Genomic DNA, 13,639 nt, shown 5'->3' with positions numbered 1-13,639 from the left:
GGAAAGGGAGGGCGCGCCCGTCAGGGTCGGCGCAGGGTTTACCAGTCGCCGCCGCCGAAGTCGCCGCCACCGAAGTCGCCGCCGCCGCCGAAGTCGCCCCAGCCGCCGCCGCCTCCGCCGCCGAAGTCCCCTCCGCCGCCGAAGTCGCCGCCGCCGAGGTCGCCGCCGCCGCCGTCCTGGTAGCCCTCGGCGTAGCCGGCGCCGTAGCCGCCGCCGCCCCAGCCGCCGTGGAACATGCTGCCCATCATCGTGCCGATGAACATGCCGGTCATGATGTCGCCGAAGCCGCCGTAGTAGCCGTAGGCGTACGGCTGGTAGGCCGGGCCCGCGTCGTAGTAGGGGCGACGGTGACCGTCGACCATGACCTCGCGCATCTGCGGGTCGAAGCCGCGCTCGACGGCCTCGGCGTCCATCGCGCAGGCGGGCACGTCGCGCACCGCGCCGCCGGGCGGGGCCCAGCGCACGTCACGGGCCGACGGGCCGTGCTGCGGGTTGAAGAAGCAGGGGGCCCGCCGCTCGGGGATCGGCTGGTTGTTGACCTTGGCCTTCACCACGGCCAGCGCGTAACGGCCGTCCTCAAGGGTCTGGGTGACCTCGCGGACCTGGTCGGGCCGCTGGACCGCGTTGAGCTGGACCTTGGCCTTCTCGTAGGAGTCGAGCGCCTGCTGCCACTCGGTGATGTGCCCGCCGCCCTGGCCGGCGAGGGTGACGTCGGTGTCGAGCTCGGTGATCTCCTCGCCCAGCTTGGTGACGTCCTCCTCCACGGTCTGCTTGACCGCGGCCAGGTCCTTGGCCTCCTGGATGGCGCGCTTCTTCTTCTTGTTCTTGGAGTAGAGGAAGTAGCCGCCGCCGCCGACCACCAGCAGGCCGAGCAGGGCCACCAGCGCGAACTGGCCGCCGGCGCCGGGGTTGGCCTGGCTGCTGGGGCTCAGGGCGCCGCTGCGGTCGTTCTTGCCCGCCGCGTCGACCCGGTTGGCGAAGTCCTTCACGCCCGCGACGATGTCGCCCGAGTTGGCGTTCACCGAGAGCTTGACCAGCTGGCCGGCGAGGTTGTTCCGCAGGGCGTTGGACCCGGCGAACATCGTCTCGCCGTCGAACACCACCACCGTCACCTTGGGACGACCGGCGTCGACCAGCGCCTTGCCCAGCGACGACAGGTACGGGCCCACGGTCGAGTTGTCAAAGGTGCCGTCGGGCAGCGCGACAGCGTAGATCTTGCTGTCGGCGTCCTTCAGCGCGTCGTTGATGTCACTCTGCTGGCTGGAGCTCAAGGGGGAGCCCGACACCACGTAGAGCGGGGCCTTCTTCCAGTTTTGCACCACAGTCTGTGCGTCAGGTGGCGCCGCCGCGTTGGCGGCAGGGGACAGCGCAAGAACGACGAACAGCCCGGCGATCAGAGCCGCGATCGCGGCCCCTGCTCGGCGCAGCGAATGGGTCATTGGCAGCAAGCCTCCTTCGCCCATGAGGACGAACGGGCGGTCGGCAAAGTTCCTCACTGGGCACGTTACCTGCCCGCGACGGCGCGTATGCACAGGGGAGCTGGCTCAGGCGTCCTTGATCTCGCAGATGGTGGCGCCCGACGTGACGGTCTGGCCGACGGCGGCCGACAGGCCCGTGACGGTGCCCGACTTGTGGGCCGTCAGCGGCTGCTCCATCTTCATGGCCTCCAGCACCACGACCGTGTCGCCCTCGCTCACCACGTCGCCGTCGTTCGCGACGACCTTGACGATCGTGCCCTGCATGGGGCTGACCAGCGCGTCGCCGCCGGCCGTCGCGTGCTTGCGCGCGCCGCCGGACCGGCGCGGCGCCTTGGCCGCGGCGGGCGCGGGGCCGGCCATGCCGAGGCCGGCCGGGAGCACCACCTCAAGGCGCTTGCCGCCGACCTCGACCGTCACCGTCTCGCGCGCCGCCGGAGCGGCCGGCGCGGTGGCCACCTCGCCCGCGTACGGCTCGACCGGGTTGTCCCACTCGGTCTCGATCCACCGCGTGTGCACGGTGAACGGCTCGAACGTGAACGCCGGGTCGGTCACGATCGCCCGGTGGAAGGGCAGCACGGTCGGCATGCCGTCGATCTCGAACTCGGCCAGCGCCCGCCGGGCCCGGTCGAGGGCCTCGTGACGGGTGCGCCCGGTCACGATCAGCTTGGCCACCAGCGAGTCGAACGTCTGCGGCACCGTCATCCCGGCCTCGTAGCCCGAGTCGAGGCGGACGCCGGGACCGGCCGGGGTGCGCATGGCGGTCAGGGTGCCGGGGGCGGGCAGGAAGTTGCGGCCGGCGTCCTCGGCGTTGATCCGGAACTCGATCGAGTGGCCGCGCAGGGCCGGGTCGTCGTAGCCCAGGAGCTCGCCGTCGGCGAGCCGGAACATCTCGCGCACCAGGTCGACGCCCGCGACCTCTTCGCTGACCGGGTGCTCGACCTGCAGCCGGGTGTTGACCTCCAGGAAGGAGATCGTGCCGTCCTGGCCGACGAGGAACTCGCAGGTGCCGGCGCCGACGTAGCCGGCCTCCTTCAGGATGGCCTTGGAGCTGGTGTAGAGGATGTCGATCTGCTCCGGCGACAGGAACGGCGCGGGCGCCTCCTCCACCAGCTTCTGGTGGCGGCGCTGGAGCGAGCAGTCGCGGGTGCTGACCACGACCACGTTGCCCGCGCGGTCGGCCAGGCACTGGGTCTCGACGTGCCGGGGACGGTCGAGGTAGCGCTCGACGAAGCACTCGCCCCTGCCGAAGGCGGCCACGGCCTCGCGCACGGCGGACTCGTACAGCTCGGCGACCTCCTCCAGCCTGCGCGCGACCTTGATGCCGCGGCCGCCGCCGCCGTACGCGGCCTTGATCGCGATCGGCAGGCCGTGCTGCTCGGCGAACGCCACGACCTCCTCGGCGCCGGAGACCGGGTCCTTGGTGCCGGCCACCAGCGGCGCGCCGACCTTCTGCGCGATGTGCCTGGCCTGCACCTTGTCCCCCAGCGCGGCGATGGCGGCCGGGGGCGGCCCGATCCAGGTGAGGCCGGCGTCGATGACGGCCTGCGCGAACGAGGCGTTCTCGGCCAGGAAGCCGTAGCCGGGGTGGACGGCGTCGGCGCCGGCGCGCGCGGCGACGTCGAGCAGCTTGGCGATGTCGAGGTAGGTCTCGGCGGGGGACTGCCCGCCCAGCGCGTACGCCTCGTCGGCCACCCTGACGTGCAGGGCGTCGATGTCTTGGTCGGCGTAGACGGCCACGCTGCCGATCCCCGCGTCCGTGCACGCGCGGGCCACCCGTACGGCGATCTCGCCGCGATTGGCGATCAGAACCTTCCGCACCGACCTTCGTCCCTTCCTCGTGGTCCTCGTGAGAGCTCAGCGGCCGAGGTACGCGCCGCCGTTCAGATGCAGCACCTGCCCCGTCATGTGCCCGGCTCCCGCGGATGCCAGAAAGAGAACGGTATCGGCCACGTCGGAGGGGGTGCCAGGGCGGCCGTTACGCGTGTTCTGCACGCGGGCCCTGATGCCCTCCTCGGTGAGCCTGCCGCGGAAGAACTCGGTCTCCATCACCAGGCCGGGAGCCACGACGTTGGCGGTGATGCCCCGGGGGCCCAGCTCGGCGGCCAGGTCGGCGGTCCAGGACTCGACGGCGGCCTTGGCGGCGCCGTACGAGCCGGACCCGGTGCCGCGCGCGGCGATCGAGCCGATGGAGACGATCCGGCCGCCCTCGCCCATGCGCGGCGCGAGCGCGGTCGTGACCAGCACGGCGGACAGCAGGTTGGCGTTGAGGTTGGCCCGCCACGCCTCGGCGACGTCGGCCAGGTCGCCGGACTGGCCGCGTTCCAGGTTCGTGTTGCCCCCGGCGTTGTTGACCAGGACGTCCACGCGGGCGGGCAGGCTGTCGAGCGCGCCCTGGACGGCGGCCGGGCTCGCGGCGTCGAACGGCACGTACGCCGCCCCCAGCCGCGCGGCGGCCTCCTTCAGCACGTGCTCGCGCCGGCCGGTGATCGTGACGCGGTCGCCGAGAGCGGCGAACGCCTCGGCGATGGCGTAGCCGATCCCGGTGCCGCCACCCGTCACCACGACCTCGCGCATGAGCGGATAACTCCTTAGATCCGAATAATCCTCTGGACGACCATAGCCGCTCGGCATAACGGGGGCGACGGCCGGTGGCCCGCTTTATGGTGAGGGCGCTTTCACCAGTTCCAGGAGGTATGCATGAGCCAGAGTATGCTCGGCGGCAACCCCGCGGAAATGCAGCAGATGGCCAGCCAGTTCACGCAGCAGTCCGAGGCGCTCCGCACCATCATGACCGCGCTCGACCGCGAGGCGGCCAAGGTCGGCACCGCGTGGACGGGCCCCGGAGCCCAGCGTTTCAATCAGGCCTGGCAGAACTACCGCACGGCCTTCCAGCGCATGACCGAGGAGCTGCAGGAGGCTTCCCGGGTCATCGGCACGTACCAGCGGAACATCGAGTCCGCCACGCAGTGAGCACGGACGGGGGCCCTGGTCCGCCGCCGGGGCTTCTTCCGTCGTGAGCGGAGCTTTCCTCCCGGATCGGGCAGGCTACGCTCTTTCTCCATGATTGGTCGCGCCTTGGCGGCGAGCATGCTCGCCCTGCAGTTCGCGGCCGCGCCGGCGCAGGCCGCGCCCGTGCGGTGCACGCCCAAGAAGGCCACCATGGCGATCGGCGAGACCTGGGCGCAGCGGCGGGTCAACGCGGAGAAGGTGTGGCCGCTGACCACGGGCCGGGGCGTCACGGTCGCCGTCATCGACAGCGGCGTGGACGAGACCCACCCCCAGATCCGGCTGGGCGGCAAGGCCGACCTCACCAACACCGGCTACCGCGACTGCGTCGGCCACGGCACGGCGGTCGCCGGGCTCATCGCCGGCCTGCCGCGCAAGGACATCCCCTTCCACGGCGTCGCCCCCGGCGTGAGCCTGCTGTCGATCAAGTACGTCACCGGTGACCGGGGCGACGTGGGCCTGCTGGCCAAGGCCATCAAGACGGCCGTGGACGAGCACGCCGACGTCATCAACGTCTCCGTCGAGGCCTCCGACACCCCCGACCTGAAGGCGGCCGTCGACTACGCGCTGGGGCGGGACGTGGTGATCGTCGCCGCCGCCGGCAACCTGTCCAAGGACGACGGCACGTCGACCCCCTCCTACCCCGCCGCGTACGACGGGGTGCTGTCGGTGGGCTCGGCGACCCCGGACGGCGGGCGCTCGACGTTCTCCAACCCCAACGCGGTCGCCGTGCTCGGCCCGGGGGAGGGCGTCAGCTCGACCTGGCCGCTCAAGGGGTACCAGTCCGACCTGAAGGGCACCAGTTACGCGGCCCCGTACGTGGCCGGCGTGGTCGCGCTGGTCCGGGCCCGCCATCCCGGGCTGACGCAGCTCCAGGTGCGCAGGCGCATCACGCTGACCGCCGACGGCGCGTCCGGGACGGGCACCGGCGCGGGGATGGTCAACCCGCTGCTCGCGGTGACCGCGGTGCTGCCGTCGGAGCAGGTGGCCGTGGCGCCGCCGGTGCCGCCGCCGCTGCCCGCGACCGTCGTGCGCAAGGCCGTGCCGCCGGACCGGCGGTCGATGGAGGTCGCGACGGTGGTCGCGGCGGGCGGGTTCTCGCTGGTCGGGCTGGCGCTGGCGGCCTGGGTGTTCGTGCCCATGGGACGCAGGCGGCGCTGGCGGCCCGGCTCGCCGCCGGATATCGGAAGAATTGACGGTTAACTGTAAGAGTGGGTGGCCGAAACTGCTGATGCTTATGGGGCGTATTTGGTTAAATGTCTCTGATCATGACGGACTCCTGAAAGGACGGTCATGGTGGAGAAGGACTCCCCCCAGGCAGCAGTACCGGAGCGGATCGGCGATCACGAGATCGTGAGCCTGTTGGGACAGGGCCCGCGTGGCGCCGTTCATCTGGGCAAGGAGTCCGAGGACGCCGATCCGGTCGCCATCAAGACGCTGACCGTGGACCCGGCGGCCGACCCGGACTTCGTGACCCGGCTCAAGGACGTCAGCCGGGTGTCCAGCTCGTACGTGGCCCGCACGCTCGACGCCGGCGTCCAGGACGGCCTGCTCTACGTCGTGCGTGAGCACGTCGAGGGACGTTCGCTGGCCGAGACCGTCGCCGCCGACGGCCCGCTGACCGGCGACGCGCTCGAACGCGTGGCGGTCGGCATGCTCACCGCGCTGACCGCGGTGCACCTGGCCGGATTCGCGCACCGAGGGCTCACCCCCAGCAACGTGATCCTCACCGGCGAGGGGCTGCGCGTCACCGACATCGAGATCGGCGACCCGGCCGGCGAGATCGGCTACCGCGCCCCCGAGCAGCTCAACGGCCTGCAGTACGGGCCCTACGCCGACGTCTTCGCCTGGGCGGCGACCGTGGTGTTCGCCGCCACCGGCTCCGCGCCGTTCGGCCAGGACGCGCACGCCGTGCTCACGGACGAGCCCGTGGTGGACGGGCTGCCCGACCCGCTGCGCCAGACGGTCCTCGCGGCGCTGTCCAAGGACGTGTCCGGACGGCCCACGACGTACACGGCGCTGCTGCGCCTGCTGGGGGACGACAAGGCCCCCATGCCGGCGGCGCCGATCGAGGGCGTGCCCGTGCAGGCGCCGATCGACGGCGTGCCGATGCAGATGCCGTCCTCCCCGATGCCGCCGTCGCAGCTGCCGCCGTCCGACCCGGCGGACCTCGTCACCATGGTCGACGGCCAGCCGCCCGTGCCGGGCCAGCCTTCGCTCCCGGGCCAGCCGCCCGTGCCGGGCGGGCCCCCGGTGCTGCCCCTGGCCATCGAGGGCGCCCCGATCCCCAACGGCCCGATGCACCCGGGCCCGATGGTGAACGGCCCCATCCCCAACGGCCCCATCCCCAACGGCCCCATCCCCAACGGCCCGATGCCGAACGGCCCGATGGCCAACGGTCCGGTCCCGAACGGTCCGATGGCGCACGACCCGATGCAGCCCGGCCCGTTCCTGCCCGGTGTGCCGCCGCAGGGCCCGATGGGCCATGAGCCCATGCAGCCCGGCCCGATGCAGCCCGGCCCCATGCAGCCCGCCCCGATGCAGCACCTTCCCATGGACGACGAGCCGGTGCAGGGCGTCCCGGTGCAGTACCCGCCGGTGCCCGTGCAGGCCGCCTGGGGGCCGCCGCCCGGACCGCAGAACCCGTCCGCCGAGCCGGCCCAGCCCGCGATGGCCGGTGCGGGCAGCACCGGACCGGCGCGCAAGCCGTTCCCCATCGGCCTGGTCGCCGGCGTGGTCGCGGTCATGCTGCTGTCGGCGATCGGCCTGTGGGGCGCGAGCCGCTACTCCTCCAACGTCACCTTCGAGCCCGCCGCCGCGGCGGGTTCCGCGTCGCCCACCTCGGGCGCGGCGGCGGCGGCCCAGAAGGCGGTCACCGCCGTGCCCACGCAGCCGCAGGCCGAGGTCACCGCCCCCTGGGCGACCACGCCGTCCCCTGACGACGACGGCGTGGGCCCGCTGGTGCTGAACGACGACACCTCCGCCGACCCCCCGCAGGTGCCGGTGCTGACCACGGTGCCGACGCCGACGGCGGCCCAGCAGCTGACGGTCCCGACGATCCAGCCGACCGTGCAGGAGCGGAAGACCACCAAGGAGCCCGAGCCGACGGCCACGGTCACCAGGACGGTCACCCCGACCCCGTCCGCGACGCAGACGCAGCAGCCGACCGAGACGCCCACCCAGAGGCCGAACGGGAAGCCGACGCAGAAGCCGTCCGAGACGCCCACCCCGTCCCCCACCGCGTCGGGCACCCCGACGGCCACCCAGACGGCCACCCCGACGGCCTCGCAGCAGCCGACGCAGACCCAGAAGCCCACGCAGCAACCGACCCAGACCCAGAAGCCGACCCAGAAGCCGACGCAGGAGCCGGAGCCCACCGAGGAGCCGGAGCCCACGCCGACGGCGAAGCCGAACCCCTACACGCCGACGCAGGTGTGCGGGTCCGGTTTCGTGGTCCAGCGGTCCACGTCGTACACCGGCGGCGCGACGTACCAGCTGTACAACAACAGCACCGGGCAGAACTGCGTGGTCACCCTCAAGTCCGGCCCCGACGTCGGCAAGGCGACGCCGGTCAGCGCGACCCTGGAGGTGCAGGGCGGCCCGAGCAACACCGACCGCGGCAACTACGAGTACTACGCCGGCCCGGTCAAGCTCCTCGCCAAGGGCAAGTGCGTGCGTTACTCGGGCAGCGCGGGCATCGGCAACACCCAGGTGGACTGGGCGAACTGCGGCTAGGTCTCAGTATCCGCGGTAGCCGGAGCCGGTCTTCATGCCCACGACCCCCGGCACCGCGGATACGCTGCCGTAGCGCTCGATCGAGTAGCGCACGCCCGCGATGATGTTGTCCACCGGGTTGTAGATGTCCCGGTGGCCGTCCAGGGCGTGGGCGTTGAAGGTCGGGTCGATCGTCTGCATGAGCCCCTTGGAGGGGTGCCCGGCGGCGGCGTTGGAGTCCCACAGGTTGATCGCGTGCGGGTTCCCGCCGGACTCGTGCTGGATGATCATCCAGATGTCGTCGACGTTCATCTTCTCGACCGGGTAGCCCTGCTCCTTGAGGATGGCGACGGCCTCCTCGATCCACTGCTTCACCTTGCCCGTGGGCGCCGGCCCGCCGCCCGCGGGAGGGGGCGGGCCGCTCGGGCCGTAGCCGCCGATGATGGGGCTGCCGCCGGTGCCCGAATAGGGCGAGGTGTAGCTCTGGGTACGCCGCCAGTCGAACCGGTGCCCGGCGTCCGGCACGAACTCCTGGTCGCCCGCCGCCTTGATCTGGGCGAAGGTCATGGCGCGCTCGCCCAGCGCCGTGCCGATGGCGTTCTTGGCGTCGGTGACGGCGTCCTTGGCGTCCTTGACCGGTTTCCTGGCGTTCTCGGTCTCCTCGCGCACCAGGCGGCCGATCTCGGCGTCCAGGTCCTCCTGCTTGGCGTCGGGGTTGGCCGTCCGGTGGTTCTGGACGCGGGTGAGCAGGCGGTCGCAGATGCCGTCCACCTGGCGCTGGGAGCTCTCCAGCACGCCGGCGGCGGCGTCGAGGGCGTCGGCGCAGGAGTTGAGCGCGTCGTGCAGGTCCTGGCCGGCCCTGCCGTAGCTCCACATGTAGCGGACGAACGCGTCCGCCGAGTCGCCCTCCCAGGCCAGGTCCACGGTGGTGACGGCGCTGCCGAGCTCGCCGGAGTCGGCCAGCACCTTGCCCGCGGCGGTACGCCAGCGCTTGGCGATGCCGCGGATCGCGCCCGGGTCGCCGCTCACCTGCCCGGCCAGCGCGGCCAGCGTGGGACCGCCGGGCAGCGCGTTGATCGCCTCCGGTGCGCTCATGCCGGGGAGTTCGCCTTCCGCACGTTGCTCTCCACCAGGTCCAGGGCCCGTTCGACGCTCTGGACGAGGCTCCTGGCCTTGCCGAACTCGCGGTCGGCGACGCTCTCCACCTGGTCCACGGCGGTCGCGAGGGCCGCGGAGTCGGCCAGCTTGCCGAAGATCGAGGAGTCGGCGGCGCCGGCGGGGAAGCTCTCCGCCAGGTCGCCGAACTTGCCCGCCACGGTCTTGGCCGCGATGCGGCAGTCGTCCAGGGCCTCGAAGTGGATGTCCAGTCCTGCCATCACTCCTCCTCCGCCGGCGGCCAGAACGCCGTCTGCGCCAGCCGCGAGCCGAACCTTCTGTCCACCACGAAGCCGCGTCCCGGAGGCTGCGGCTGGGCGCGGACGTTGCCGAACAGGAAGCCCTCGTCCCTGCTGCCGGACAGGATCACCGCGGGGCTGGCCATGTCCTTGACGCGCTGGATCACCGGGTCGAACATGGCCCGGCCCAGGCCGCCCATGGCCCGCGACATGACCAGGTGCAGTCCGATGTCACGGGCCTGCGGCAGCAGCTCGACCAGCGGCAGCAGCGGGTTGTTGGACGTGGCCACCAGGTCGTAGTCGTCGACCACGATGTACAGGTCGGAGCCCTTCCACCAGTCGCGGGCGCGCAGCTGCTCGGGCGTGAGGTTGGCCGGCGGCAGGCGCTTGAGCAGGGCGTTGCGGGCGTCGTTGACCAGTTCGAGCGCGGCGGCGCTGGAGGCGGCGTAGCCGATGCGGTTCTCGCTGACCGCCGTGTCCAGCAGCGACCGGCGGTAGTCGATCACGATCATCATGGCCTCGCGCGGCGTGTGCCGGGCGACGACGTTCTCGGCGATCACCTTGAGCATGTTGGACTTGCCGCTCTCGGTGTCGCCGACCACGATGAAGTGCGGGTCGGCGTCGAAGTCGATCAGCACGGGCGCGAGCGCGGCCTCGTCCACGCCGATCGCGATCCGCGACTTGCCGGTCTCCTCCACGCCGGGCAGCGACGCGGCGGGCAGCACCGACGGCAGCAGCCTGACCTGCTTGGCGGGCGGGCCCTGCCAGGAGTCCCCGATCGCCTGCACCAGGCCCTGGAGGCCGGCGGCCAGGTCGTCGGAGTCCTGCACGCCGTCGATCCTGGGCAGCGCGCCGAGGAAGTGCAGGCCGTCCTTGGTCAGGCCGCGTCCGGGCACGCCTTCCGGCACGGCCAGCGACTTCTTCCTGTTGATCTCGGACTCGTACGCGTCGCCGAGCTTGAGCTCCACCCGCGTGCCGAACAGGTCCCGGATGCCGGGCCGGAACTCCGACCACTTGCCGGTGGCCGCCACCACGTGGATGCCGTAGCCGAGGCCGCGCGCCGCCAGGTCGGTGATGACCGGCTCCAGGGCCTCGAAGTCCTGCCGGATCGTCAGCCAGCCGTCCACGACGAGGAAGATGTCGCCCCAGCCGTCGCCCTGGAGCGAGCCGTCGGCGACCCGCCTGCGGTAGGTGCTCATGGAGTCGACGCCGTTCTCGGTGAACTCCCGCTCCCGGTCGCGCAGGATCGAGGCGATCTCGGCCACCGTGCGGCGCACCCGGTCGGCGTCCAGCCTGGAGGCCACGCCGCCGACGTGCGGCAGCCCCTCCAGCGAGGCCAGCGCGCCGCCGCCGAAGTCCAGGCAGTAGAACTGCACCTCGCGGGGGGTGTGCGTGAGCGCCATGCTGGTGATCAGCGTGCGCAGGATCGTGCTCTTGCCGCTCTGCGGGCCGCCGGCCACGCCCACGTGCCCGGCCGCGCCGGACAGGTCCAGCCAGTACGGGTCCCGCCGCTGCTCGAACGGCCGGTCGATGATCCCCACCACGGCCTGCAACCGGCCGCGGCCGGTCCAGCCGGCCGTGGACAGCCCCAGCTCGGGCGTGACCGTCAGCGGGGGCAGCAGGTGCGCGAGCGTGGGCGGCTCGGCCAGCGGCGGCAGCCAGATGCGGTGCGCGGGCGGCCCCTGACCCACCAGGCGCCCGACGACGATGTCCAGGAGGCTCTGCTGCGCCTTGTTGCTCTCCTCCTGCGCCGCGGGGTCCTCGGGCGGCTCCTCGACCATCGGGACGGGCACGAAGTCGGGCCCGTACTCGACGATCTCCCGGACCGTCACCGAGCCGTCGGTGGTGGCGACGTGCCGCGGGTCGACCTGGTGGGGGCCGGACACGTACGCGGCCTTGAACCGGGTCATGCCGGAGGTGTCGAACTTCAGGTACCCGTTGCCCGGCGCGGACGGCAGCTCGTAGGCGTCGGCCACCCCCAGCACGACCCGGCTCTCCATGGCCGAGAACGTGCGCAGACCGATCCGGTACGAAAGGTGCGTGTCGAGCCCGCGCAGCCGTCCCTCCTCCAGCCGCTGCGAGGCCAGCAGCAGGTGCACGCCGAGCGAGCGGCCGAGCCGGCCGATCATCACGAACAGGTCGATGAACTCGGGCTTGGCCGTCAGCAGCTCGCTGAACTCGTCCAGGATGACGAACAGCGTGGGCAGCGGGCGCAGGTTGGCGCCCTGCTCGCGGGCCCTCTCGTAGTCGCGCAGGGAGGCGTAGTTGCCGGCCGCGCGCAGCAGCTCCTGGCGGCGCACCATCTCGCCGTGCAGGGCGTCGTGCATGCGGTCCACGAGCGGCAGCTCGTCCTCCAGGTTGGTGATGACCGCGGAGACGTGCGAGAGGCCGTCCAGGCCGAGGAAGGTCGCGCCGCCCTTGAAGTCCACGAGCACGAAGTTGAGGATCTCCGAGGAGTGCGTGACCGCCAGGCCGAGCACCAGCGTGCGCAGCAGCTCGCTCTTGCCGGAGCCGGTCGCGCCGATGACCAGGCCGTGCGGGCCCATGCCGCCCTGGGCGGACTCCTTGATGTCCAGTTCGACCAGCCGGCCGTCGGCGCCGAGGCCGATCGGCACCCGCAGCCGGTTCCGGCCCGCGCGGGGCCGCCAGGTCACCGACGGCTCCAGCCGGGTCGGGTCGCCGACGCCGAGCAGCTCGGTCAGCGTCGTGTTCACCGCCAGCACGTCCTGAGCGTCGCCGCCCTTGGCCGAGGAGGCGCGCAGCGGCGCGAGCTGGCGGGCCAGGCCCTCGGCGCGCAGGTAGTCCAGCGCGTCGGGGTCGCCGAGCCGGTTGGTGTTCTCGCGGCCCGCGTGGTCCAGCTTGACCATGTGGAAGCCGGCGGCGTCGATGCGCAGCCGCAGCGTGCTGCGCTCCTCGACGGTCCCGGCCGAGTTCGACAGGTCGATCACGGTGACGCCGTCGATGGCGTCCGCGCCGAGCTGCGACTCCTGCGGCACGTGCCCGCCGTCCAGGATGAGCACGTGGTACGGCAGCGCGTCCGGCGAGGCGCCCGGCTTGAAGCGGGCCCGCTCCTTCAGCTCCGCGCCCACCAGGCGGTCGAGCTGGGCCAGGTTCTCGGCCATGAGCCTGACCTGGCCGGCGCCGTCGGTCTCCTCGGGGTGCAGGGCGTGCGGCAGCCACTTGACCCAGTCCCAGTGGCTCATCCACTCCTTGCTCGCGCACACCATGATCCGCATGTCGTCGGGGGAGTGGAAGACGGCCATCTGCGCGATCATGGCCCGGACCAGGTCGCGGACCAGGGCGGGGTCGCCGTCCAGCTTGATGCGGGCGAAGGAGTGCAGCGCGACGGCGACCGGGAGACGTTCGACGGTCGAGTGGGTGCGGATGAAGCGGCGCAGCGCGCCGGCCGACAGGGCGTCCAGGTCCTCGACCGGCTTGGAGTCCGGGGGGATGAGCTGGATGGCCAGCTTCTGGATGCCGGTGCCGAGGCGTACCGTGCTGAAGTCCTCGTCGCGGGGGCGGCGCTCCCACAGGCGCGGGCCCATCGCGGTCCACCACAGGGTGTCGGGGGCCGGGCCGCTCCACTCCAGGGCCTCGCGCTGCTGGATCGCCGCCTTGCGCACCTTCTTGCGGGTCTGCGCCAGGTAGCGGAAGTAGTCGCGGCGGGCGCCGTTGAGCCGGGCCTTGCGCTCGCCGGCCTGGCGGCCCATCTGGCCGACCGTCATGCCGACCATCGAGAACGCGAACAGGCCGCTGGCGACGTACATGATGGGGTTGGCGTTGGTGCCCCCGGCGGTGAACATCAGGCCCATCGCGGCCGCGCCCGCCACCATCGGCAGGTACGTCAGCACCGCCATCATGCCTTGCGACTGGACCTCGGGGATCTCCGGTGGGGACTCCAGCAGGATCTCACCGCGCGGCGACTTCGGGCTGGGGCGGCGCTCCGGGCGCCGTACGACGACGATGCTCACCCTTGTGACAGGCCCTTCTGGTGCTCGGAAGAACCTTCTTACCAGATGTGCCTAACGTCCGAGTTGAGGTCTGAGT

The 13,639-nt window shown here is 72.2% G+C and carries 9 protein-coding genes; 3 read left to right on the top strand and 6 right to left on the bottom strand.

Annotated features, from left to right (window positions below; translation table 11 throughout):
* Positions 1–38: 38 nt before the first annotated feature.
* From ACFYYW_RS09720 to ACFYYW_RS09710, 3 genes are all read right to left on the bottom strand, one after another.
* Positions 39–1,439, bottom strand: coding sequence for a hypothetical protein (locus ACFYYW_RS09720; protein WP_387646923.1), 1,401 nt, complete (start codon positions 1,437–1,439; stop codon positions 39–41).
* A 105-nt stretch (positions 1,440–1,544) separates the two neighbouring features.
* Positions 1,545–3,296 (bottom strand): acetyl/propionyl/methylcrotonyl-CoA carboxylase subunit alpha, encoded by a 1,752-nt coding sequence (locus ACFYYW_RS09715; protein ID WP_387646920.1) that lies wholly within the window; start codon positions 3,294–3,296, stop codon positions 1,545–1,547.
* 36 nt (positions 3,297–3,332) lie between these two features.
* Positions 3,333–4,052, bottom strand: coding sequence for an SDR family NAD(P)-dependent oxidoreductase (locus ACFYYW_RS09710; RefSeq protein WP_387646917.1), 720 nt, complete (start codon positions 4,050–4,052; stop codon positions 3,333–3,335).
* Positions 4,053–4,175: 123 nt separating this feature from the next.
* Between ACFYYW_RS09710 and ACFYYW_RS09705 the strand changes: the two genes are divergently transcribed.
* From ACFYYW_RS09705 to ACFYYW_RS09695, 3 genes are all read left to right on the top strand, one after another.
* The gene (locus tag ACFYYW_RS09705) at positions 4,176–4,448 is read left to right on the top strand and encodes a WXG100 family type VII secretion target (protein WP_358282476.1); all 273 of its coding nucleotides are present in this window, start codon (positions 4,176–4,178) and stop codon (positions 4,446–4,448) included.
* Between the two features lie 90 nt (positions 4,449–4,538).
* A complete protein-coding gene (locus ACFYYW_RS09700) occupies positions 4,539–5,687 on the top strand; it encodes a S8 family serine peptidase (protein ID WP_352326955.1) in 1,149 nt (382 codons plus the stop codon).
* 90 nt (positions 5,688–5,777) lie between these two features.
* Positions 5,778–8,219, top strand: coding sequence for a protein kinase (locus ACFYYW_RS09695; protein WP_387646912.1), 2,442 nt, complete (start codon positions 5,778–5,780; stop codon positions 8,217–8,219).
* Positions 8,220–8,222: 3 nt separating this feature from the next.
* On the opposite strand, the gene ACFYYW_RS09690 is transcribed toward ACFYYW_RS09695, so the two are convergent.
* The 3 genes from ACFYYW_RS09690 to eccCa are packed head-to-tail and all read right to left on the bottom strand — an operon-like array spanning position 8,223 to position 13,563.
* A complete protein-coding gene (locus tag ACFYYW_RS09690; RefSeq protein WP_387646909.1) occupies positions 8,223–9,293 on the bottom strand; it encodes a transglycosylase SLT domain-containing protein in 1,071 nt (356 codons plus the stop codon).
* Positions 9,290–9,574: a hypothetical protein gene (locus ACFYYW_RS09685; RefSeq protein ID WP_352325334.1), complete on the bottom strand. Its 285-nt coding sequence runs from the start codon at positions 9,572–9,574 to the stop codon at positions 9,290–9,292. The genes ACFYYW_RS09690 and ACFYYW_RS09685 overlap by 4 nt, the downstream gene beginning before the upstream one ends.
* A complete protein-coding gene (eccCa, locus tag ACFYYW_RS09680) occupies positions 9,574–13,563 on the bottom strand; it encodes a type VII secretion protein EccCa (protein WP_352325333.1) in 3,990 nt (1,329 codons plus the stop codon). The genes ACFYYW_RS09685 and eccCa overlap by 1 nt, the downstream gene beginning before the upstream one ends.
* Positions 13,564–13,639 lie beyond the last annotated feature (76 nt).

Source organism: Nonomuraea sp. NPDC001831, from assembly GCF_042892035.1.
Taxonomy (GTDB): Bacteria; Actinomycetota; Actinomycetes; order Streptosporangiales; family Streptosporangiaceae; genus Nonomuraea.
This window is presented reverse-complemented; position numbering and strand designations above follow the sequence as displayed.

What these genes read in the sequence shown, in the direction of transcription:
- ACFYYW_RS09710 (WP_387646917.1), bottom strand. Translation starts at nt 4,052, where the DNA reads ATGCGCGAGGTCGTGGTGACGGGTGGCGGCACCGGGATCGGCTACGCC.
- ACFYYW_RS09685 (WP_352325334.1), bottom strand. Translation starts at nt 9,574, where the DNA reads ATGGCAGGACTGGACATCCACTTCGAGGCCCTGGACGACTGCCGCATC.
- ACFYYW_RS09705 (WP_358282476.1), top strand. Translation starts at nt 4,176, where the DNA reads ATGAGCCAGAGTATGCTCGGCGGCAACCCCGCGGAAATGCAGCAGATG.
- ACFYYW_RS09720 (WP_387646923.1), bottom strand. Translation starts at nt 1,439, where the DNA reads ATGACCCATTCGCTGCGCCGAGCAGGGGCCGCGATCGCGGCTCTGATC.
- ACFYYW_RS09695 (WP_387646912.1), top strand. Translation starts at nt 5,778, where the DNA reads ATGGTGGAGAAGGACTCCCCCCAGGCAGCAGTACCGGAGCGGATCGGC.
- ACFYYW_RS09690 (WP_387646909.1), bottom strand. Translation starts at nt 9,293, where the DNA reads ATGAGCGCACCGGAGGCGATCAACGCGCTGCCCGGCGGTCCCACGCTG.
- ACFYYW_RS09700 (WP_352326955.1), top strand. Translation starts at nt 4,539, where the DNA reads ATGATTGGTCGCGCCTTGGCGGCGAGCATGCTCGCCCTGCAGTTCGCG.